Consider the following 23495-nt stretch of genomic DNA (forward strand, 5'->3'; position numbering starts at 1 on the left):
AGAGATGATACAGCCGTTAGCTTATATACATCCAGAAGCAAAGATTGCTCAAAATGTTGTTGTAGAACCATTTGCTACTATCCATAGGGATGTAGTTATTGGGGAGGGAACGTGGATCGGTTCCAATGTGACAATTATGGATGGGGCACGTATTGGTAAAAATTGTAAAATTTATCCAGGAGCAGTTATTTCAGGTGAACCTCAAGATTTGAAGTTCGACGGTGAAATTACAACTGCTGAAATTGGGGATAATACTACTATTCGCGAATGCGTTACTATCAATAGAGGAACAAAAGATAAATTTAAAACAGTAATTGGAAAAAATTGCCTTATTCAGGCATATAGTCATATTGCACACGATTGTACAATCGGTGATTACTGCATATTTTCAAATAGCAGTACACTAGCGGGACATATTACCGTAGGAGATTATGTAGTTTTGGCAGGTATGGTAGCAGTTCATCAATTCTGTACCATTGGATCGCATGCTTTCGTGACAGGTGGTACATTAGTAAGAAAAGATGTACCTCCGTTTATCAAAGCGGCACGTGAGCCTATTTCTTATGCAGGTATAAATTCTGTTGGATTAAGGAGAAGAGGTTTCTCAGAAGAGCAGATTGCTGAAATTCAAAATATTTATCGTGTTCTATTTGTTCAAAATAGAAATTTAACAAAAGCGGCGGCGATCATTGAGGCTGAATTTCAGGCAACTGAAATTCGTGACGAGATATTAGGTTTTATCCGCAACTCTAATCGAGGTGTTATTAAAGGATTTAATCAAAGGGCTGTCTAATTTTAGATCATTTGAAAATTATTTTAACAGATGTCGGTCGGCGTTATAATCGGGAATGGATTTTTAAACACATTACATATGAGTTTGAATCCGGAAAGTCATACGCCATACTTGGACCTAATGGTTCAGGAAAGTCCACTTTGTTAAAAGTGCTTTCGGGAAGTTTAGCGCCTTCCGCTGGAAGTATTTATTATGAAATGAATGATAAAGCAGTGGATGTTGAGTCGGTTTTTCAATATCTTTCGCTCGCTACGCCCTATGTAGAATTAATAGAAGAATTTACGTTACGAGAGCAAATACAATTTCATTTTAAATTTAAGAATTATCTAAGCGGATATAGTGAACCTGAGGTTGTACACTTATTAGGCCTGGAAAATGCAATAGACAAAGAACTGAAATTTTTTTCCTCAGGAATGAAGCAACGTGTCAAATTGGCTTTAGCTTGTTGCAGTGATTCTGCTTTCGTGTTATTGGATGAACCAACTAGTAATTTGGATACCGTAGGTGAAGGATGGTACTTAGAATTGGTTGATAAAACAAAGCGTGCAGATCGATTGTTTATCATTTGTTCCAACCAAGAGAAGGAATATAATTTTTGTGACCAGACCCTGTCTATTTCAGATTATAAAAGTTGATAATTATTAGATTTTTATTAAAAGATTAGATTTTGTAGTTTTGTGACTCAGAAAATAATTATAAAAGTTTAAATCATGGCAAAAGCATCAGACGTTAAGTCAGGAAATGTTTTAAGATTCAACGGTGAGTTAGTCGCTGTTGAGGAATTTATACATCGTACACCAGGTAATTTACGTGCTTTCTATCAAGCGAGAATGCGTAATGTGAAAACTGGTAAATTAGTAGAATACCGTTTTCGAGTTGACGAAAGTGTTGAGATTGCTCGTGTTGAAACAAACGATTATCAATATTTATATGAGGAGGGAGACTTTTTCGTTGTAATGGACAATACCACTTACGAACAGTTTAATATCCCTAAGTTCTTGTTTGGAACTTCGGCACGATTCTTGAAAGAGGGTATGAACGTAATTGTAGCATTTGAAAGTGATGAAGCAATTATGGCGCATGCTCCTAAAAGTGTTGAATTAGAAATAACATACACAGAGCCTGCAGTAAAGGGAGATACTTCAACAAATGCATTAAAAAATGCAACAGTGGAAACTGGAGTTGAAATTAAAGTACCTCTTTTTATTAATCAAGGAGATAAAGTAAGAATTGATACGCAAACAGGTGATTACATCGAGCGTGTTAAATAATATTAAGATTTAGGTTTAGGTTGATTATTCGGTCTTGTTAGCACCCAGCTGCAAGGCCGTTTTTTTTTCTATTATGATGACCAAAAATGAACTCAGGACATATTATCGGCATTTAAGATCGCGATTAGCTCCGTCTGAAGAGATTGATCTAAATTTGGGTCTGTTAGACAATTTAAAGCGGTTGGAATGGCAAAATGTGAAATTTTGTCATGTCTTTTTGCCAATACTTAAATTTCATGAACCTAATACGCTGCTCCTCATTTCATATTTGCAGGATAAGTTTCCGGAGATTCAAATTGTTATCTCCAAATCGAATTTACAGTCTAATGTGATGAGTCATTATCTTTATGATGATAAGTTGGCATTAGCTCATAATCAATGGGGCATACTCGAACCTGTAGAAGGAGTTTATGTTGACGAAAAGAGTATTGACATGGTGCTGGTTCCCTTATTAATTTCAGATAAGGCTGGGAATCGGATTGGATATGGAAAAGGTTATTACGATCGCTTTTTATCTTTATGCAGACCTGATGTTAAAAAGGTCGGTCTTTCATTTTTTGAACCTATAGCGATAATCGAGGATATCGATCCGCACGATATTCCTTTGGATGTCTGTGTGACACCAAAAACAATATATTATTATTAAAATAAAAGCGGGAAGTATAAGTTCCCGCTTTTATTTTAATATAAAATTCGAAATTTTATGGTATTCTGAACTTTTTTAAGTTGTTTAATTAAATCCCGGTCATATTCACCTTTGATATCCGTGACAGCATAACCTATATCAGCCTTAGTCATCAGAAATTGAGAAATGATATTGATATCATTTTGAGCATAGACAAGATTAATCTGCGCCATGATACCAGGTACATTTTTATGGATATGAAGTAAACGTGTAACATCTTTTACTTTAGGAAGCAATAGATTTGGAAAATTGCGACTCATGTAGGTATCTCCATTATTAATGAAGTCGGCCATTCTTCTCGGAATAAATTCGGCGTTTCTCTTTTTGTCTTTTTTGTCATCAAAAACAACAATGCCTTTTGCATTGCAAATATCTTTGTTAAGATGATTTTTTGCATCACCTAAAACGCCAATCGTTTTGAGCTTATCGGCACGGGATAATTGATCTTCAGAAACAGAGATATCTTTTCCAAGTAAAAGCATGCCGACGTCTTTTGTATACTTTTCTTCAAAAGTGTCTTTCGTGCGCACAGAAAATCCATCTCTTTTTAATATATGAGAAGCAATTTCAGGAACCTCTCCGACGATCAGACAAAGAATCCGATTTTTAGGGTAGGAAATAGCGCGGGGTAAATTATTGACATATAGAAATTCATCAAAACTAGGTGTAATAAAATCTGCTTTTTCAGTGACTGTTTTTCTGGAAATATTTTCAGTAAATGCAAAGAATTTCTCAATAAGCCCAGATTCTTTTAATTGAAAATCAGAATACCCATCACCAATGCCGTAAATAGTACCATCTATTTTTAATTCCTGTAGTAATTTTACTTTACCGCCTTCATCCGATAAAGGATTTGATTCGTCAAATCCGATGATATTATCATGCTCATCAAATATAAAGGTGTTCGCGTAGATATTTTCCTTTTTGATATTGTAAGGAATAACAACTGGCGTAATGAACTCTTTAAATCCTCCAGATACAATCCAAGCGGTGTCCGAATTTTTTTTAAAAAACTCTCTATTTCTTGAGAATGAAGTAGAGACTTTCTTTTTCAGGTGTGTAATAAGTTTGTCGAGATGACTTTTATTTGCTTGTAGTAATTGGACACGACCAGCTAATGCTTCACGAAATGAAAGTTTACCCTCCATTGCAAGATTGGTGTAGCGTTCAATTTCAAGATATATCTTTTCCCTGTCAGGATGATGTTCTAGCGAAATTTTTGCTAATTCGTCCAAAGCCTCTACTTGCGTAAAGGTACTGTCAAAATCAATGATGTAATAATTTTTCACGGTTTAGTTTGAGTTTAGGATTAGATTATTTATTGTCAATTATAGCGTACAGCTATCTCTTTTAAGGTTGTTTCTAAAGGTTTATATTCAAAAGCTAATGCTTGTTGTAATTTTGCATCTGTATAGGCTAGCTTCTCGCTAGAAGCCCTAGCGCTATCTTTTGTAAGGGTCGATTTTTCCTTTTTTATCGATGCAACTGCAGTCGCTAGCGTAGCTGCGATCATCAGTACAGCAGGGGGGACTGCTATTTTAGGAGCTGCTTTACCCATCAAGGCACTTGCCTTCTCCAGTAATTCTTTATTGCTGAGGTTCACATTGTTGATAATAAAACGCTCTCCTGAAATATTTTTTTGTGCCATTAGATTTCGCATAATGGAAGCCACATCTTCAACATCAACCACACCAACAGTACCTGTTGGGTAATATTTTAATCCTTTATTGATTAAGGAAAATATTGCACCGGAACCTTTTGCACCAGAGGAAGCTCCAATGATAACAGATGGATTTACGATAACAGCATTTAAACCTTCTGCAATACCTCTCCAAACTTCCATTTCACTTTCATATTTTGAAATTGCGTAGTTGGATAACGAAGACTCATATTCCCAATAGTCTTTTTCACTAACAGGAGCTTGATTTTTACTGGATCCTAATGCAGCAACAGAACTGACATGAACAAGTCTGGCCTGATGTGCTAGACAAAGGTTGACAACATAAGCGGTCCCTTCAACATTTACTTTTTTCATGTTCGACGCATCTTGTTTTTGGTAAGACACGACAGCAGCACAGTGGTACACCTCAGTGATATTTTGGAATGCTTCTTCAAGATCAAAGTAGTTACAAATATCAGCGTCAATCCATTGGATTAAAGACGATGATAATAGCTGTTCTGGAATTATCGAGTTTGAGCGTTTCGTAGCTATTACATCAATTCCTAAATCGATCAATTGCTTGATCAATGTAGCCCCTAAAAATCCGGTTCCTCCTGTTATTAATATCACATGTTAAAGATAACGTTAAAAATAATGTTTTCAAAAGTAAGTTAATAAATGGATATTTGTCTAAGGCAAGGTTTTAATTTTTGATTACCGTCAATACAAATTCATCATATGTCATTATCCGTTTTTTTTAGTCCAATTGTTACCCAAAAGCTATTTCCTGAAGAAGGATTTTTTCGTTCGCAACTTGGCAATGTTGTTCGTTTTTATGACAATCAATTTCCGACTTGGGATAAAGACGATAAGCCACAATTGGCTATAATTGGCGTAGAAGAAGATCGTGCTGCTGTTAATAATCAGGGCTGTGCAAAATCTCCTGATGCAATAAGAAAACATTTGTATCAGCTTTACCAAGGGGATTATGCAATCAACGCTGTTGATCTCGGTAATATTAAAGAGGGGGCAACGATAAAAGATACTTACGCAGCACTTAGAGCAGTTGTGGAAGAATTATTAGCCGATGATATCCTTCCCATAATAATTGGTGGTGGGCAGGATCTGACTTATGCACAATACTTAGGCTATCAAAATCTGGGGCAAAAGGTGGAAGTGGCCGTAATAGATGGTCGATTTGATCTGAACCAGGAAAGTGGTGAACAGGTTGCACTGGATTCAAGATCATATTTGAACCATATTATTCTGCACGAACCCGATTACTTATTTAATTTAAATAATATTGCATATCAGACCTATTTGGTAAGTAAAGAATCGCTGAATATGTACGATAAGTTATTCTTCAATGCTACTAGACTCGGGGCAATAGCCGGTCGAATGGATCAATCTGAACCGCTGGTGCGAGCCGCTGATATGGTTAGTTTTGATATTGGAGCTATCCGTGCTTCTGAAGCTTCGGGCAATGCGAATGCAATGCCAAATGGTTTATTTGGCGATGAAGCCTGCCAGATTGCACGTTACGCAGGGATGTCAGATAAATGTTCTTCAATCGGGTTCTATGAATTTAACCCATCTTATGATCCCATGCAGCAAACAGCCATGTTGGTATCCCAGATGATCTGGTGCTTTATAGATGGCTTTTATAACCGTAAGCAGGATACCCCTTTATTACCAAAATCGTCTTATATTATCTATAGAACGACCCTGGAAAATGAAGAACATGAATTGGTATTTGTTAAAAGTAAAAAATCAGATCGCTGGTGGATGCAAGTTCCATATTTTGGGTCACGTTCTGTTAATGAAAGGTATCATTTAGTTCCTTGTCGATATGAGGACTATCAGATGGCTGTTACAGGTGAAATGCCTGACCTTTGGTGGCGAACTCATCAAAAGTTACAGTAGTTTTAATGGTCTGAAAAGACCATTTTTTATTTAGTTAAGTGAATTTATGGAAACAGTGTATATTATTATCGTTATCATTTTATTAGTTGTTCTAATTGTAATTTCTTTGAAAAAGAAGGATTCACATCAAGATGATAATCAGTGGAGACAGGAGAAGGAATTAATGGCAATAGAACTGGCAAAAGTGCAGCAACGTGAACAGAGTTTATTGCAAGAGCGGGCGATGTTGCGTGATGAACTGGAAAAAGAACGGGAGCATGTACTGATCGTTGAACGTTCTTTAGAGAGCACACGTTCTTTTTATGAGGCGCAGCAAGATAAGTTTCAGGAGCAGAAAGTGGAGATTGCTGCTATTAAAAGCCAATTTAATACCGAGTTTCAGGTCATTGCCAATAAAATTTTAGAAGAAAAGACACTTCGATTTACAGAAACCAATTCGAAGTCCATTGGATTGATCTTAGATCCTTTAAAAGAAAAAATCAAACTTTTTGAAGAGAAAGTGGATAAAACTTATTCGCAGGAAGCCGCAGAAAGAAACTCTTTGAAAGGTGTGGTGCAACAGCTGATGGAGCAAAGTTTGCGGATTAAGGATGAAGCGACCAACTTGACGCGTGCTCTTAAAGGTGACGCAAAGAAACAGGGAAATTGGGGCGAGGTAATCTTAGAACGTGTTCTGGAACGCTCGGGGCTTGTGAAGGATCGTGAATTTAGATTGCAGGCATCATTTACAGATATTGATGGGAGACGAATGCAACCCGATGCCATTATTGATTTGCCCGAAAATAAACATCTAATTGTCGATTCAAAAGTTTCTTTGATAGCTTACGAGCGTTGGGTAAATGCAGAAGATGATATCGATCGTGCTGTGTTCGCAAGACAGCATATTTTATCTGTGGAAAATCATGTCAAAGACCTTTCTGCAAAAAATTATCATGAATTGTATGGTATTGAATCTCCAGATTTTGTCTTACTCTTTATGCCGATAGAATCTGCTTTGAGTATGTCGGTTTCCGAAAAACCAGATCTTTTTAGTGATGCATGGGATAGAAAGGTCGTTATTGTAAGCCCATCTACGCTTTTAGCAACCTTACGTACCATAGCTAGTATCTGGAAACAAGAAAGACAGACACGTAATGTTATTGAAATTGCCAAGGAAGCCGGAGCACTTTATGACAAATTCCACGGATTTTTAACAGATATGGATCAAGTACAGGCACAATTGCAAAAAGCATTGAAAAGCCATGAAGATGCCTCTAAAAAACTATCTTTCGGCGCTGGTAATGTAATTAAGCGAGTGGAGAATCTGAAGAAATTAGGTGCTAAGGCAAATAAGCAAATTGATTCCAAATATTTAGATGAAGAAATAGAAGAAGAGGATTAAACCTCTTCTTCTATTTCTTCGTTCATTTTCTTAAGCCTTTTATTGATCGATATATCGATAGAAGCATCCTTCAAATGGTCTATAGCAGCTTTCTCCGTAACAGTATAAGCATCCGATTCATATTCATCGATTATGCGTTGATTGTAGATCGCCTTATCATAAGCATCTCTTCCTGAAAGAAGCTTAACGAATACCGGTAAACACTCAAGGAAAATAAAAAGTAATCCGATGAAAGTAACCGCATTTGCAGTTGCTTCATCCACTTGTCCGTTAGCTTTAAACTTAAGGTTTCCAAGTGCTGAATTTCGGTCAGCAAATCCAGCCAAATTAACAGCACTATCCAAACTCGCATTTGAAAGCCCTTTTTGATTTAATATACCTTCCGCTTTTTGTTTGTCAAGTATTAAGCGCTCCTTAGCTATAATTGAGCTACGTAAGCTGTCAAGATATACCGTTGATTTTTCTAATTCAAGTTCTTTTCGTTTTGCATACGGTCCGTATCCTACTACACCAGATGTTTCGGTTGTTTTATTACCGAAGATTTCAAAGTTGAGCTTTTGTCGATCGGCTTTGATTCTTGCATCAAGGGAATCTCTTTCTGTGGTAAGTGATTTAAGTTGAGTGAGATCAAACGTATATTTTTTGTTAAAAATAATATTTAGACTGTCTATCTTAGCTCGTTCATTGGCAATATAGGTTGTCTTTAAATTTTCTCTTATTTCTTTGTCGAAAATTTTAAGCTCTAAAGGTCTTGAAATAACGATACCAATTAATATAGCAAGTAATATCCGCGGTAAAGCCTGTAAGAATTGAAAGCCACCTGTTTTCGATTTATTAATACTCAATACAATATAACGGTCCATATTGAAGATCATTAGACCCCATATGATACCAAATACAATTGCTAAAAGCCAATCCAGATAGGTTCCACTAAAAACAAAATACATAGCATAGCCACCAGAAAGGGAGGCAAAAAGACCCGTGAAGAAAATGGTAGCACCAATAGCCACATACTTATTATGTTCTTGCGGATATTTTTTTAATGTCTCTTCATGTACACCTGCGCAGTACAAGAAAAAATGATTGATATTATTCATTAATGAAGATTTATGCTATGAGACAACAAAATTATAAAATAGTTTCAGTACTTTTCTGGTTATTACAATATTGTGATAAATATACAATACTTATTTTGATCTTTCTAAAAAGTATTACTTACACAAATATTTGTAACTTTGCCCAAATTATTGCGAGAATAAAAAGATATATAATGAAGAAAAAACGACTTTTGCCATTTTTTTTAATTGTGGCAACAGCCTTTGTTGGTTGCGAACAAAATAAACAAATGACAGATAACCCGCTATTATTAGCATACGATACTCCATTTAATGTTCCTCCATTTGATAAAATTAAAGATGAACATTTTAAACCCGCTTTTGAAGAAGCGCTTAAGGTGCATAATTTAGAGATTGATACAATTATAAATAATTCCGAAGATCCATCATTTACCAATACCATTGTTGCATTAGAAAATGCTGGAAAATTATTGGGCAATGTATCTACCGTTTTTTATAATTTGAATCAGGCAAATACTAACGATAGTATAAAAGCAATTGCTAAAGAATTAGTTCCCATTATGTCTGCACATAATGATGAAATTTCTTTAAATGCGAAATTATTTGAAAGAGTAAAAGCTGTTTGGTCTAAGAAATCTTCGTTAGGTTTAGATAGTGAAGATAATAAATTGTTGGAAGAGACTTATAAATCGTTTGTTCGTGCGGGAGTTAACTTAAAAGATGCTGATAAAGAGAAATTGAAGAAAATTAATTCTGAATTATCGTCATTAACATTACAATTCGGACAGAATTTGATGACTGAGTCTAAAGCTTTTGAATTGGTTGTTGATAGTGCTTCACAATTAGAAGGTCTATCAGAGGCTTTAAAATCTGCGGCTGCTGAAGATGCAAAAGCTAAGGGTAAAGAAGGAAAATGGGTTTTTACTTTGCAGAATCCTTCTATTATGCCATTCTTGCAATACGCTAAAAACAGAGAATTAAGAAAACAAATCTGGGAAGCATACCAAACACAAGGAAATCATGATGATGCTACTGATAATAAAGAAAATTTACGCAAGATTTCAAATCTTAGATTAGCAAAAGCTAAATTATTGGGTTATGCATCTCATGCAGCGTTTGTTTTAGAAGAATCTATGGCTGAAAATCCCGCAAATGTATATGCATTGTTAAATAAATTATGGACTCCGGCACTTAATAAAGCAAAAGGCGAAGCTGCTGATATCAATAAAGAGATAAAAGCAGAGGGGGGTAATTTTGAAGTAGCCCCTTATGACTGGAGATACTATACAGAGATTATCCGTAAAAAAAGATTCGCATTAAACGAAGATGAAATCAAACCTTACTTTAGTTTGCCTACAGTAAGAGAAGGCGCATTTGCTGTCGCTAATAAATTATATGGATTGACGTTTGTTGCTTTAAACAACGTTCCTGTATACCAAAAAGATGTTGAGGTGTACGAAGTAAAAGACAAAGATGGCTCTCACTTAGGTATATTATATGCCGATTTTTTTCCTCGCGAATCTAAAAGAAGTGGTGCATGGATGACATCTTACCGTAATCAAAGTAAAACAGAAGGAAAGCGTAATGCTCCTGTAATCTCGATCGTTTGTAATTTCACAAAACCTGTTGGTGACCAACCGGCATTATTAACTTTTGATGAAGCGAGTACTTTGTTTCATGAATTTGGACATGCTTTACATGGTTTATTATCGAATGTAAAATACAAAAGCCTAGCAGGAACATCTGTTTCAAGAGATTTTGTAGAGCTCCCATCTCAGATTATGGAAAATTGGGCTGCAGATCCACAAGTATTGAAAGAATATGCAAAGCATTATAAAACTAAAGAAGCAATTCCAGATTCTTTAATTGCTAAAATGGAGAAGGCTGGAACGTTTGATCAAGGTTTCGCGACTGTAGAGTATTTGGCAGCTTCTTTATTAGATATGAACTATCATGCAACGACATCACCTATTACTGGAGATATCAATGATTTTGAAAAAGGAGCTATGAAGAAGATTGGTTTAATTGATGCAATAATACCACGTTACAGAAGTACCTATTTCCAACATATTTTTGCCAGTGGGTACTCGGCGGGCTATTATGCCTATATCTGGTCGGAGGTATTAGACTCAGATGCTTTTGCAGCTTTTAAAGAAAAGTCATTGTATGATCAGCCAACAGCAGATTCATTTCGTCGTAATATCTTAGAAAAAGGAAATACAGGAGATCCTGCTCAGATGTACAAAACATTCAGAGGAGCGGATCCAGATCCGAAATATTTGTTAATTAAGCGTGGCTTGAATTAAACACATAAAAAAACAAAAAAAGGAGCAAAATTATTTTTGCTCCTTTTTTTGTTTTTTTATTCGTCAGATTCGGAATTAATCTTTACATTTGATTATTATTTATAATTAGTCTAAATACATACAAGGTGTCATGTTTTAAATAAAGCGAATCATATGTGTCAATCAGTCGTTCTCAGCCATAAAGGCAAATCTCATATCAGTTATTGCACGAAGTGTAAAACATTTTATATCTGGCAAGACTCTTTCCTATTAAGTTTAGGTTATCTTCAGTTTGAGTCCTTTGTTTCCGCAACGATGAGAAGTAATGTGAAAGGGAACTATTTTAGCTTTCCTGATGGTGATATGCGCGTATTGATTGATACACCTTGTCCAGAAATTGTTTTTGTTTTTAATGAAACCGAATGGAATGATTTTTCGGATGCACTGTCAGAATCCACTTACATGAGCGAAATATATCAGATGATGTCCAGCTAAAGATAAAAAGTCCTGTAGGCCTTTTCCACTTTCTTCTTCTATTCTTTTAAAAGGCTTTACAGGCACTATTAAAGTCCGATGTTAATTTATATACGATTCAAATAAATAATATTCGGACTTCTCTCGAACCCAATACATAAAAAATTGGTAAATAAAAAAAGGGTTGTTTTCAAACAACCCTTTTTTTATTACAGAAATGCATAGACTTATTCGCCGATAGCATAATATTTAAATCCTAGATCTTCCAGGTACTTTCTGTTTAACAGTTTTCTGCCATCAAATATAAAAGCGGGTCGTTTCATTTGGTGTTTTATGGTGTACCAGTCATAGTTTTTAAACTCATCCCATTCCGTTAACACAGCAATAGCATGGGCGTCTTGGCATGCCTGAATGGGATCATTTACGACCTTTACAAGTGCTCTATTTTCTTCAGGACTTCTTGTATTTAAATAATCGAGATCAGCGTAGATACGTTCGGCTGTGACTTTAGGGTCGTATATCGTGATTTCAGCTTGTTCACTTAATAAGTAATCAGCAACGTAAATAGCTGCAGATTCTCTAGTGTCATTTGTATCCTTTTTAAAAGCCCATCCCAAGAATGTAATTTTCTTTCCTGATACTGTATTGTACAAAGTTTGGATGATATTATCTGCAAAGCGCTGTTTTTGGTGATCATTCATGATGATGACCTGATCCCAATAATCTGCGACTTCATTCAGACCATAACTTCTTGCAATATATACAAGGTTTAAAATATCTTTTTGAAAACAGGAACCGCCAAACCCAACAGATGCCTTTAAAAATTTTGAACCAATACGGGTATCCATGCCAATTGCTTTAGAAACTTCATCCACATTGGCACCTGTTTTTTCGCAGAGTTCAGAGATCGAATTTATCGATGAAACGCGTTGTGCCAAAAAGGCATTTGCCGTCAATTTAGATAATTCCGAAGACCATAAGTTAGTCGTCAAAATGTTAGTGTCAGGAACCCAATTTTGGTAAATTTTTACGAGCGTATCAATTGCTTCTTGATTTTCTCCACCAATTAACACGCGGTCCGGGGCTAATAAGTCTTGAATAGCAGTACCTTCGGCTAAAAATTCTGGATTGGATAGGATATGAAAATTAACACCATTGCCTGTATGGTCGAGAATGCTTTTTAAAGCAGCTGCAGTACGCACAGGTAAAGTAGATTTTTCGACAATAATCTTATCTGTTTTTGCAACAGAAGCAATTTGTCTCGCACATAATTCAATGTATTTGAGATCAGCAGCCATCCCTTTTCCTTTGCCGTAGTTTTTGGTAGGGGTATTGACAGAAATAAAAATCATATCTGCTTCATCTATAGCTTTATCAACATCAGTAGAGAAAAATAGATTACGACCCCTTGCCTCAGCGACAATCGCTTTCAGCCCTGGTTCGTAGACCGGAAGGTTATCCAAATTTTCGTCATTCCAGGCCGCAATACGTTCGACATTGACATCAACAATGGTGATTTGGATATGAGGACATTGTTGGGCAACAACAGACATCGTCGGTCCGCCTACATATCCAGCACCGATACAACAGATTTTTTTGATATTAAATGACATAGCTTTCTATTTCAGCATTCTTATGGTATTGCAAAAATAGTAAAATATTTAGTTTGGATAGCAGAAATGCCGATGAATTTGATGTTGTAATTGCTTATATATTTATTAAATTTACTGATTATAAAAGGATACGAAATTGATCAAGCAAGAGATAATAGATAAGGTGTTGGATGCTGCTCGAATAGAGGAGGTTGTAGGTGATTTTGTAGACTTGAAAAAGAGGGGTACATCGCTTATTGGTAACTGTCCTTTTCATCATGAGAAGACGCCATCTTTTCACGTTTCTGTTTCCAAAGGAATCTATAAATGTTTTGGATGCGGGGTTGGAGGAGATTCGTTGAAGTTCGTGATGGAACTAGAGAAATTTTCTTATCCGGAAGGCATTAAATACCTCGCTAATAAATACAGTATAGAGGTTGAAGAGGTTGAACGCTCGCCAGCACAGTTAGCGGCTCAAGATAAGAGAGAAAGTTTATATGTGTTGAGCGCATGGGCCAGTAAATTTTTCAAAGATGAAATGTGGACCACAGAGATGGGGCAGGTTATTGGCCTGCACTACTTTAAGGAACGTGGCTATCGGGAAGATATCATCAAAAAATTTGAATTGGGTTATTCCCCCGATAATTGGACTGCACTTGTTGATGCAGCGACAAAAGCGGGTTTTCATCCCGACTATCTGAAGGAAATTGGGCTCGCGATCGAGCGCGATGATAAAAGCTTATACGATCGTTTCCGCGGACGTGTTATGTTTCCTATCCATAATTTGACTGGAAGAGTAATCGGTTTCGGAGGAAGGACATTAAAGACAGATAAGAAAGTTCCCAAATATGTAAACTCACCAGAGAGCGATATCTACCATAAGTCAGATGTGCTTTATGGACTCAATTTTGCGAAAAAAGCAATTATGGAGGAGGATAACTGCTATTTGGTAGAAGGATATGCAGATGTAATATCTACCCATCAAGCAGGTGTAGAAAATGTGGTATCCTCATCAGGTACATCATTGACGACAGCACAGATTCGACTTATTGCGCGCTTCACAAAAAATGTAACAATTCTTTATGATGGAGATGAAGCTGGGATTAAAGCTTCTCTTCGGGGAACGGATATGTTGCTGGAGGAAGGTTTGAATGTTAAGATTTTGCTTTTCCCAGATGGTAATGATCCCGATTCGTATGTAAAGACTTATGGTTCTTCCGTATTTAAGTCCTATATCAAAGAGAATCAACAAGATTTTATTTTTTATAAAACTAGAATTTTACTTCGCGATACCAATAATGATCCGATAAAAAGGGCAGAGGTGATCCGTGATGTCGTTGAGAGTATCGCATTGATTCCGGATGAAATTAAAGTTTCAGTTTTTATACGGGAGTGCAGTAATTTATTGGATATTGAAGAGCGAATCTTACTTTCAGAATTAAATAAGATCCGAATTTCAAAATCTAAGAAAGCAGATAAGGATTTCACTAAGAAGAGTACTCCGGTTATGGGGGCAGGGGCTCCACCAATGGATGGACCTCCTGCAGATTTTTTCATGACCGATGAAGAAAGAGGTGGTGCCGCGCCGCTGGCACCAGAGACACCTGCGCAGCAGATTACTTCAGAAATACTTCAAGAACGTGAAATTATACGGATTCTTATCAATTATGGCGACTATCTGGCGACCTGGGAAGGGGACGGAGATATACCAGTAGCAGGGGTTTTACTAAGTAATATCGCTGATGTCAATTTTGAGGACAAGGCCGCAGCTTTTATCTTAAATGTTTATCGTGAGGCGGTTGAAAAATTTGAAATACCGGAGGCTAAGCAGTTTTACTCTAATCAAGACGCTGCTGTTGCTGAGCTTGCTATTAACTGTGTTGCGTCCAAGTACAATCTGAGTGAAAACTGGAATGATGATAAACGTAAAATCTATGTAACTCAAGAATATGAGCATTTAAAAGTGCTTGTTATCACTTCGATTTACCGCATCAAAAAACGTAAAATAACCCGTGAAATGGTCAAGATCCGTGAAGAGCTAAAGACGGAAAAGGATGACGCGAATGTCGAAGTTTTAATTTTCAAATATCAAAAACTTAAAGATGCCGAGAAGATGTTAGGAGGATTACTCGGAAATACCGTAGTCAAGTAAAGTATGGCCAAGCATCTTGAATTCGGCAAATTAGGAGAGTCTTATGCGGAAAAATTTCTGCAGGATTTAGGGTGTGAAATTTTGTTAAGAAATTGGCGATATAAGAATTTAGAAGTAGATTTGATAGTCAGAGATGCCGGTATTTTAGTTTTTGTTGAGGTAAAAACTCGTCGTAAGCTTGATTACGGAGAACCGTTTGAGTTTGTTGACTGGCAGAAGAAACGAAAATTGACAAGAGCTGCAGATGTATATTTGAAAAAATATGATGTGACTGGAGAAATTCGCTTTGACATTATATCAGTTCTCATCACAGATAAAGATAACATACAATTAGAACACATCAAAGATGCGTTTTGGAATGAATAAAAGTAGATTTAATATGAAAAAAACAACCTATATCCTCTTAGGTTTAGTACTTGGTTTAAGTGCCTGTAAAACGAAGAAGTCAGGTAAACTGGAGTTTGCTAAACCCGATGCTAGCCAATCAATTCAGCTAGGTGATCCAATTCAATTTCAGCTCAAGTTTAATTCACCTGATCTGGACTCGGTTGTATATTATATCGATGATAAGATGGTTGCTTCTGGAAAAGATACTTCTGCAGTGCAGGTAGACAGTAAGAACTTAGCTTTGGGTACACGCAATATTTCTGCAAAGGTATATCAAGGAACAAGTATTGATAGTGCAAACGCATACATCACTATTGTACCACCAGCTCCAAAAGAATATGGGTTCGAAATTGTCAATAAATTTCCACATGATACGACAGCATTTACCCAAGGGTTACAATATGAAAATGGGTTTTTGTATGAGTCAACAGGTAGTGGCGGTGGTACACTTACCTCCTTGAGACGCGTTGACTTAAAAACGGGTAAAGTGCTACAGAAAAAAGAGTTTGATTCAGAAAAATATTTTGGTGAAGGAATGACCATCATGGGAGATAAAATCGTGATGTTGACATGGAAAAATATGGAAGGTTTTGTTCTTAATAAATCAAGTTTTGAACTGGAGAAAACTTTTCCTTATAAGGATAGTAAAGAAGGTTGGGGCTTAACCTACGATGGCAAAAGATTAATTAAGTCTGATGGATCCAATAAATTATATTTTTTAGATCCGAATACACAGCAAGAAATGAGTTCTGTTGATGTTTATGACGAAAATGGTCAGGTGAATTTTCTAAATGAACTGGAGTATATTGATGGTAAAGTGTATGCCAATGTATATGAAAAGGATGTTATTGCTATTATAAATCCTGAAACTGGAATCGTAGAAGGTCGAATTAATTTAGTTGGGATCTATCAGCATGCACAATACGATAATGAGTTGAATGGTATCGCCTATGATCAAGCAGGTAAAAGATTGTTTGTCACTGGAAAACTTTGGAATACGCTATTTGAAATCAAGATGATCGCCCGTTAGGCTACCTACCTTGTCACATTAAAAAATATCTATTTTCAATCAGTAGCTTTGATGCGATGAAGATTGAAAAAAAGAGCATAAATAGATTTTATGCTCTTTTTTTTGTCTTAAGTTTTGGACGCATTACCTCTCTTAGATAGACATATAGATTTGCTTTGAATCTTATGAGAGACACCTTTGAATCTTGTTAGATTTTAGTAGGAATATTTAATAGCCTAAAGGCAGGGTTTGTAGAGGATTTATAGAGCTTTACCTCTATGAACCCTCTACAAACCCTCTATTATCACACTATAAAAACTTAAGGAAATTATAAGATGATCCCTATTAGATAGTAAGTTGTTTCAACTGTCATGAAGGGAGGTCATTTGTTTACGATTTACCAAATACAGGTGGTAGGAAATGTATTTGTTGCTATAGGGTCATTGCCTTTTCTAACAGGACTTAGATCGTTTGAATTAATAGCTAGGGATAATAAGTCATAGCTATTGAATTAATTCATTTTGCAAAATATTTTTCTTTTATCAAGCAGATCTCGATGGTAAAGGAGAAATTTATGATTGTATGCCAATCGGTGATGCTCAAGTAACAATGGATCGCTATGGATATTTTTAATAAGATCCATAGCGATCCATTTTTTTATTAAGGGCGTAACGTATTTGGCTTAATATAAAACTGCATTTTATCACTTAGGGGTTCAAATTCTTCTTTTTGAGCCTCTTCCACACGGTCTGGGTAAAGTATTCCATATAAATGATCTACTTCATGCTGAAAAATAACGGCAGTAAACCCCTCAATATTTTCCTCCTTTATTTTGCCTTCTTTACTAATATATTGTAAGCGGATGGTATTACTGCGAAGTACCTCTTCCCGACGATCAGGTATTGATAAGCATCCTTCAACTCCCTTTCTGATGAATTTTGATCGCCAAATAATTTTAGGGTTAATGTAACTTTCAAAAGGTTCACCTACTTTATCAAATCGTTGTACAACAATTAAGTTTTTATTTATTCCTATTTGCGGGGCCGCGATGCCAACGCCAGCATGCTCTGGATCTTGGACTGTGCTAAACATTCTTTTTTCTAAGATTGCGATCGATGGGTCATCAAATTTAAGGTCAACAGAAGTGGTCGTTAATACAGTCAGATCTTTCTCATTTGTAATTTGTAGCACACGTAATTTTTCTGTTTCTGTACCATTATTGATGATCTTAAGATCATCTGCGCTAAAATTTTGTCCTGCCTGAATATCTACTGGTCGTTCGTTTTTTTGTTTATGAAAAGCTTTTTCTCCTGCCATAATCTTTGTCTCTAAAATGTTTTCTTGAGGTGGTACAGGGCAGCGATAGCCATTGCTGTACGCACAGTAAGGGTTGTAAGCGGTATTAAAATCTATAGTTGCTTTGCCATTTATGATGTCCTCCGTTGATAAATCAATATAGCGTCCTCCACTATAGCTTTCCTGACCGTTTGTTAAATCTAAAAAGGGTAGAAAGAGGTGGTTTTTGTATTGTGGATTTTGAAATAGCGCCGCACTTTGATAAACTGTCAGTTGATAGGGTTTATTGTTTAAAGTGAAATTTAAAATAGCATAACGTTTATAGGGGTTGCTAGTTCCATCGTAAGTGGGCATTTTGAACGTTTCTTCTCCTATTAATAAGGTAACGTCCGCCGTCACTTGGTATGCTTTATCTACTGGGAAATAATCTAAAAACTGTACCTGGTCTGCCGGTAAAGGACCGAATTTTGACTTGGAAAGACTCAAGGCTTTTTCTTGGCGATCTTTTAGAATAAGCGCCTGGTAATCTTGAGCATTTGCTTTTATACTTACAGTAATTAAGAAAAGCCCAATTAATATGGTGTATTTCATTCATTTTAATTTAAAGTCTAGCAAATTTATAGATTTTTTTTGATCAATAGGGAATCTATTTTACAGAAACAGAATCGTATTTTTGTCAAAATATTTAACATAGGCATCGTTATGAGATTAATGGCTTTTGATTATGGAACAAAAAGGATCGGTATTGCAGTGACAGATCCGATGCAAATAATTGCAACAGCATTAACGACGGTGCATCCGGATAAAATTTGGGAGTTCTTAGAAGATTATTTTAAAACAGAGCAGGTGGAGACGTTTGTATTGGGCAAGCCTTTGCAAATGGACGGGACGGATTCGGAGTCTGCGATTCATATTTTAGGATTTGCAAGACGGTTAAAGAAAACATACCCTTTGATCCCTATTATTGAAATAGACGAACGGTTTACGTCAAAAATGGCCGCTGCTGTTATCGCTCAAAGCGGTAAGAAAAAAAATAAAAGACAAGAAAAGGGTATTGTGGATACCATATCAGCAACCTTGATCTTGCAGACATATATGGAAACTAAAGCATTTTAATATGGCATTAAAAGATATTCTATTCTTTGTAGAAGATATTGATTTTAAATTAAAGGAAAAGGCAAAAATTCGTCAGTGGATTGTGGATACAATCAAGGCTGAAGGATTTAAGCGTGTTGGTGAACTAAGCTTTATCTTATGTTCAGATGCTTATTTATTGGAAATTAATAAGCAGTATTTGAATCATGATACTTATACAGATGTTGTTACTTTTGACTCCTCGGAAGATGATGATGTGATTGCTGGTGATATATTTATCAGTGTTGAGCGTATTACAGAAAATGCTGCTAAATTTAAAGTTGATAGTAGAGATGAGTTACAGCGCGTGATTATGCATGGCGTATTACATTTATGTGGATACCATGATAAAAAACCCGAAGATAAAACGTTGATGACGGCTAAAGAGAATGAGTATCTTGGGAAACGAGATTTTTAGATATAAAAAAGGCTTGCAATAATACTATTGCAAGCCTTTTTTATATGATTTGATTAAGACTAAAATCTCTCGAATTGAGAAAAGAAAAATGCACCTTCGATTTGAGCGTTTTCATCTGAATCAGAACCATGAACCGCATTAGCATCGATAGATTTTGCATATTTGTTACGGATGGTACCTTCTGCAGCTTCAGCAGGGTTAGTAGCACCGATTAAAGTACGGAAATCTTCAATTGCATTTTCTTTCTCCAAGATAACAGCAACAATAGGACCTGAAGTCATAAAGTTTACTAATTCTCCGTAGAAAGGACGCGCGCTGTGTACTGCGTAAAAAGCACCCGCTGTTTCTGTAGTCAATTGAATATATTTCATTGCTACGATTTTGAAACCACCAGCAATAATATCATTCAAAATAGCGCCGATGTGACCATTTGCTACTGCATCTGGTTTGATCATCGTAAAAGTTCTGTTAGTTGCCATTAATGTTATTTTTTTTGCAAAAGTAATGATTTCCACCAATAACTGAAAGATAAGCATATTATATTATCATTACGACTATTTTTATGTAACTTTTTCTTTGATAAAAAGTATTTTCTTTGCGTGTCTAGAAATGATTAACTTTGTACTATTATGGCATTAAATCTAACAGTTGATATTGATAAGGATTCCGGTTTTTGCTTTGGTGTAGTCTATGCAATAGACATGGCTGAGGAAATTCTTGAGGAAGATGGTTATTTGTACTGTCTAGGCGATATTGTACATAATGATGAAGAAGTTGCTCGACTAAAAGCAAAGGGTTTGCGGATCATTGCTCATGATGTTCTTCCCACTTTACAACATGAAAAAGTCCTTATCCGTGCACATGGTGAAGCTCCAGAAACTTATAAGATCGCTCTAGATAATAATATTACGCTAATTGATGCATCGTGCCCCGTTGTTCTTAAGTTGCAAAATAGAATTAAAACTTCTTTTGATCAGGATGAGAAGATCCTCATCTTTGGGAAGCATGGCCATGCTGAGGTTGTTGGTTTGCAGGGACAAACTAATGATGAAGCTTTAGTTTTTCAGGATATTGCTGAGCTGGATGATGCCGACTTGCCAGCATCCTTTACACTTTATAGCCAAACGACGAAGAGTGTAGATAAGTTTTATCAGATCAAAGATGAGTTGATTAAGAGAGGCTATGAAGTAAAAGCAAACGATACCATTTGTCGCCAAGTTTCTAATCGTTACGAAGATCTGGTACACTTCGCTAAGATGTATGACAAAATTGTTTTTGTTTCGGGTAAAAAATCTTCCAATGGTAAAGTTCTTTTTGAAGTTTGCTTAAAAGAAAATCCTGATACTTATTTTGTTTCAGAAGTTGGAGAGATTGATGTAACAGTTTTCAAAGAAGGCGATCGTGTGGGTATTTGTGGAGCGACCTCAACACCTATGTGGCTGATGAAAGAAGTCAAAGCTTACTTAGAAGCGATATAACCTCATAATTACGCGTCATAAATATTTCATATTGTCGTAGATAGCAATATCTACAATCTAATTTTCATACTTTTGTTTCAAATGAGTAAGAAAGCTACCAAAGGAATTTTATTAGTTCAACTGGGGACTCCGGATAGTCCTGCCACATCAGATGTAAGAAAATATTTAACAGAATTTTTAATGGACGGAAGGGTAATTGATATTCCATATATCAATAGAACACTTTTAGTTAGGGGAATCATAGCTCCTACGCGCGCTCCGAAGTCTGCTAAAATTTATGAAACAATCTGGGATAAGGAAACAGGTTCTCCTTTGATGCATTACAGTATTATACAGCGTGATCTCTTGCAGAAGTCTTTAGGGGAGGATTATCATGTCGAATTGGCCATGCGTTACCAGAATCCTTCTATTGAAAATGCTTTGAAAAATATGGAGGGAATGCTTCTGGATTCGATTCGTGTTATTCCTTTATTTCCGCAATATGCATCTGCGACCAGTGGATCTGTTATTGACCGCGTGATGGAACTGATTCGTAAATGGAATTATTTACCGAATATGAGTTTTGTAAGTAGTTATTGTCAAGAGCCACTCATGATTGAAACCTTTGCAGATCATGCAAGACAGCATGATATTGCTCATTTTGACCATATTGTATTTAGTTATCATGGGCTTCCTGTACGTCAATTGGGGAAAGTTGATCCAACCAGACAGTTAAGTTGTCCGGAAGATGGTTGTGATTCGTGTAAAAATACGGTCAATTCTTTTTGTTATCTGTCACAATGTCATGCAACTACAAGAGCAATTGCTCAAGAATTAGGTCTTGAAAAGGAGCAATATAGCATCTGTTTTCAATCGAGATTAGGCAAAGAACCTTGGATTCAACCTTATACGTCAAGTTTATTAGAGGACTTGGCACAAAAAGGCAAGAAGAAATTATTGGTATTTAGTCCAGCATTTGTTGCCGATTGTATTGAAACAATAGATGAAATTGGCGTGGAATATGCTAATGAGTTTAAGCATTTGGGAGGTGAAGAGGTTCAATTGGTTGAAAGTCTAAACGGTGATCCTAAGTGGATTGAAGCATTGAAGCGCTTGGCTTTGAATGCTTAATACTAACTTAAAAATACGATGTTAATAGTAAATGTAATTGTACTTCTTCTATTGGACTTTTATATCTTTTTTGCATTAAAGGCAACAAAGATCAAGTTTGCAAAGACTAAAACTTTTGGGATTCTTTGGTGGGGTTATTCAATTTTGCTTTCTCTAGGAGTTATCATTTCCTTTAAATTTAATATTCCACTACTAGTTCGTTCAGTTTTTTTAGTTGCTTTTTTTCTCACAGCAGCTTCTAAATTCTTCTTTTTCTTTGTTCTCATTCTGGATGATTTGAGGAGAGGAGGACTTTGGCTAACGAGACTGTTGACCCCGAAAAAAACGATCAAACAAGCGGTCAATGTGTTAGAAATGCCAATCGCTGAAGAGCCAGTTAAAGGGATCACAAGGTCAGATTTCTTAACAAAGGCGGGGATTTTGGTTGGTGCGTCGCCATTGGTGCCTTTAAGCTGGGGAATTATTTCGGGAGCGTATGATTATCGTGTGCGTCGTCAAAAGTTATACTTGCCAAATTTGCCGGCAGCTTTTCACGGGATGAAGATTGGACAAATTTCTGATGTGCATTCGGGTTCTTTTTATAATAGAAAAGCCGTAAATGGTGGAGTTGACTTATTACTGAATGAAAAACCAGATGCTATTTTTTTTACTGGTGATTTAGTTAATAATGTCGCTTCAGAAATGCGCGATTATCAAGATATATTTTCAAGGGTAAAGGCTGATTTAGGTGTGTTCTCAAGTTTAGGAAATCATGATTATGGTGATTATTATTTTGGGAAAGAGGATTCAGCGGCCAAAAGAAAAAATCTTCAGGACTTGATTGAGACACATAAAGTAATGGGCTGGGATCTTTTGAATGATGAGAATCGGATTTTGAAAGTTAACAATGAAGAATTGGCTATTGTTGGTGTACAGAACTGGGGTACCGGCCGATTCCCTAAGCACGGCGATTTGCAAAAAGCTTTGTTGGGTACAGAAGAACAGTCTGTTAAATTACTTCTTTCCCACGATCCTTCGCACTGGCGGGCTCAGGTGCTAGATACAGATATCGACGTCATGTTCGCGGGGCACACACACGGTATGCAGTTTGGTGTTCGGCTTAAGAATGTTCAATGGAGTCCTGCAAAGTATGTGTATAAAGAATGGGCCGGGTTATATAGAGAAAAAAACAATAAGCAACTTTATGTAAATGTGGGCTATGGATTCTTAGGTTACCCGGGTCGAGTAGGAATATTGCCTGAGATCACCATTTTTGAACTTATAAAAGGGAATGATCCGAAAGCACGCGTATAATTAAAGAATAACATTTATAAGGGATGTGGTATTTAAATATGCTTCTCCTACATGTTAGCTGATGATAATAAAAAAATA

At 36.2% G+C, this 23495-nt stretch carries 22 protein-coding genes; 16 read left to right on the forward strand and 6 right to left on the reverse strand.

All coding sequences use genetic code 11. The annotated features are described in order from the left end of the window. Nucleotides 1–4 precede the first annotated feature (4 nt). From lpxA to EDF66_RS14475, 4 genes are all read left to right on the forward strand, one after another. Nucleotides 5–793, forward strand: coding sequence for an acyl-ACP--UDP-N-acetylglucosamine O-acyltransferase (gene lpxA / locus EDF66_RS14460; protein ID WP_021191865.1), 789 nt, complete (start codon nt 5–7; stop codon nt 791–793). 11 nt (nt 794–804) lie between these two features. Beyond that, nucleotides 805–1428, forward strand: a complete 624-nt coding sequence (locus tag EDF66_RS14465) for an ATP-binding cassette domain-containing protein (protein ID WP_132843495.1) — start codon at nt 805–807, stop codon at nt 1426–1428. A gap of 75 nt (nt 1429–1503) precedes the next feature. Then, on the forward strand, nt 1504–2064 hold the full coding sequence (efp, locus tag EDF66_RS14470; protein WP_021191864.1) for an elongation factor P: 561 nt from the start codon (nt 1504–1506) through the stop codon (nt 2062–2064). 73 nt (nt 2065–2137) lie between these two features. Further along, nucleotides 2138–2710, forward strand: a complete 573-nt coding sequence (locus EDF66_RS14475) for a 5-formyltetrahydrofolate cyclo-ligase (protein ID WP_243656057.1) — start codon at nt 2138–2140, stop codon at nt 2708–2710. Nucleotides 2711–2745: 35 nt separating this feature from the next. Here EDF66_RS14475 and EDF66_RS14480 read toward each other — a convergent pair whose 3' ends face one another. Then, nucleotides 2746–4038, reverse strand: coding sequence for an HAD-IB family phosphatase (locus tag EDF66_RS14480; RefSeq protein ID WP_021191862.1), 1293 nt, complete (start codon nt 4036–4038; stop codon nt 2746–2748). A gap of 35 nt (nt 4039–4073) precedes the next feature. Next, nucleotides 4074–5039: an NAD-dependent epimerase/dehydratase family protein gene (locus EDF66_RS14485; RefSeq protein ID WP_132843497.1), complete on the reverse strand. Its 966-nt coding sequence runs from the start codon at nt 5037–5039 to the stop codon at nt 4074–4076. 108 nt (nt 5040–5147) lie between these two features. Between EDF66_RS14485 and EDF66_RS14490 the strand changes: the two genes are divergently transcribed. Continuing rightward, a complete protein-coding gene (locus EDF66_RS14490; protein WP_132843498.1) occupies nt 5148–6332 on the forward strand; it encodes a formimidoylglutamase in 1185 nt (394 codons plus the stop codon). Between the two features lie 46 nt (nt 6333–6378). Next, nucleotides 6379–7713: a DNA recombination protein RmuC gene (gene rmuC, locus EDF66_RS14495; RefSeq protein WP_021191859.1), complete on the forward strand. Its 1335-nt coding sequence runs from the start codon at nt 6379–6381 to the stop codon at nt 7711–7713. Here the strand turns inward: rmuC and EDF66_RS14500 are convergent. Beyond that, a complete protein-coding gene (locus EDF66_RS14500; protein ID WP_021191858.1) occupies nt 7710–8810 on the reverse strand; it encodes a DUF4407 domain-containing protein in 1101 nt (366 codons plus the stop codon). The genes rmuC and EDF66_RS14500 overlap by 4 nt on opposite strands. Nucleotides 8811–8983: 173 nt before the next feature. Between EDF66_RS14500 and EDF66_RS14505 the strand changes: the two genes are divergently transcribed. Continuing rightward, nucleotides 8984–11095: a M3 family metallopeptidase gene (locus EDF66_RS14505; protein WP_132843500.1), complete on the forward strand. Its 2112-nt coding sequence runs from the start codon at nt 8984–8986 to the stop codon at nt 11093–11095. A 153-nt stretch (nt 11096–11248) separates the two neighbouring features. After that, a complete protein-coding gene (locus tag EDF66_RS14510) occupies nt 11249–11569 on the forward strand; it encodes a hypothetical protein (protein WP_031286983.1) in 321 nt (106 codons plus the stop codon). Between the two features lie 206 nt (nt 11570–11775). Here the strand turns inward: EDF66_RS14510 and EDF66_RS14515 are convergent, their stop codons facing one another. After that, nucleotides 11776–13161, reverse strand: a complete 1386-nt coding sequence (locus tag EDF66_RS14515; RefSeq protein ID WP_021187982.1) for a nucleotide sugar dehydrogenase — start codon at nt 13159–13161, stop codon at nt 11776–11778. A gap of 136 nt (nt 13162–13297) precedes the next feature. Here EDF66_RS14515 and dnaG point away from each other — a divergent pair, with 136 nt between their 5' ends. From dnaG to EDF66_RS14530, 3 genes are read left to right on the forward strand one after another with little or no spacing between them, the layout of a single operon-like run. Then, entirely contained in the window at nt 13298–15292 is a 1995-nt protein-coding gene (dnaG, locus tag EDF66_RS14520) for a DNA primase (protein WP_132771616.1), read from the forward strand. A 3-nt stretch (nt 15293–15295) separates the two neighbouring features. Further along, nucleotides 15296–15658 (forward strand): YraN family protein, encoded by a 363-nt coding sequence (locus EDF66_RS14525; RefSeq protein ID WP_132771615.1) that lies wholly within the window; start codon nt 15296–15298, stop codon nt 15656–15658. A gap of 13 nt (nt 15659–15671) precedes the next feature. Then, a complete protein-coding gene (locus tag EDF66_RS14530; RefSeq protein WP_132771614.1) occupies nt 15672–16709 on the forward strand; it encodes a glutaminyl-peptide cyclotransferase in 1038 nt (345 codons plus the stop codon). 639 nt (nt 16710–17348) lie between these two features. On the opposite strand, the gene def is transcribed toward EDF66_RS14530, so the two are convergent. Continuing rightward, nucleotides 17349–18575, reverse strand: a complete 1227-nt coding sequence (def, locus tag EDF66_RS26105; RefSeq protein WP_165902449.1) for a peptide deformylase — start codon at nt 18573–18575, stop codon at nt 17349–17351. Nucleotides 18576–18686: 111 nt separating this feature from the next. On the opposite strand from def, the gene ruvX reads away from it, so the two are divergent. Together ruvX and ybeY are read left to right on the forward strand one after the other, a co-directional pair. Continuing rightward, complete coding sequence (ruvX, locus tag EDF66_RS14540) at nt 18687–19100, forward strand: Holliday junction resolvase RuvX (RefSeq protein WP_132771612.1); 414 nt, start codon at nt 18687–18689, stop codon at nt 19098–19100. Between the two features lies 1 nt (nt 19101). Further along, nucleotides 19102–19536 (forward strand): rRNA maturation RNase YbeY, encoded by a 435-nt coding sequence (gene ybeY, locus EDF66_RS14545; RefSeq protein WP_021187988.1) that lies wholly within the window; start codon nt 19102–19104, stop codon nt 19534–19536. A gap of 59 nt (nt 19537–19595) precedes the next feature. Here the strand turns inward: ybeY and EDF66_RS14550 are convergent, their stop codons facing one another. After that, nucleotides 19596–20015, reverse strand: coding sequence for a nucleoside-diphosphate kinase (locus EDF66_RS14550; protein WP_132771610.1), 420 nt, complete (start codon nt 20013–20015; stop codon nt 19596–19598). A gap of 150 nt (nt 20016–20165) precedes the next feature. Here EDF66_RS14550 and EDF66_RS14555 point away from each other — a divergent pair, with 150 nt between their 5' ends. From EDF66_RS14555 to EDF66_RS14565, 3 genes are all read left to right on the forward strand, one after another. Then, a complete protein-coding gene (locus EDF66_RS14555) occupies nt 20166–21014 on the forward strand; it encodes a 4-hydroxy-3-methylbut-2-enyl diphosphate reductase (RefSeq protein WP_132843502.1) in 849 nt (282 codons plus the stop codon). Between the two features lie 81 nt (nt 21015–21095). Then, a complete protein-coding gene (gene hemH, locus EDF66_RS14560) occupies nt 21096–22124 on the forward strand; it encodes a ferrochelatase (RefSeq protein ID WP_021187991.1) in 1029 nt (342 codons plus the stop codon). Between the two features lie 18 nt (nt 22125–22142). Further along, nucleotides 22143–23417, forward strand: coding sequence for a metallophosphoesterase (locus EDF66_RS14565; protein WP_132843503.1), 1275 nt, complete (start codon nt 22143–22145; stop codon nt 23415–23417). Nucleotides 23418–23495: the final 78 nt, after the last annotated feature.

This window comes from Sphingobacterium sp. JUb20 (assembly GCF_004342035.1).
Taxonomy (GTDB): Bacteria; Bacteroidota; Bacteroidia; order Sphingobacteriales; family Sphingobacteriaceae; genus Sphingobacterium; species Sphingobacterium anhuiense.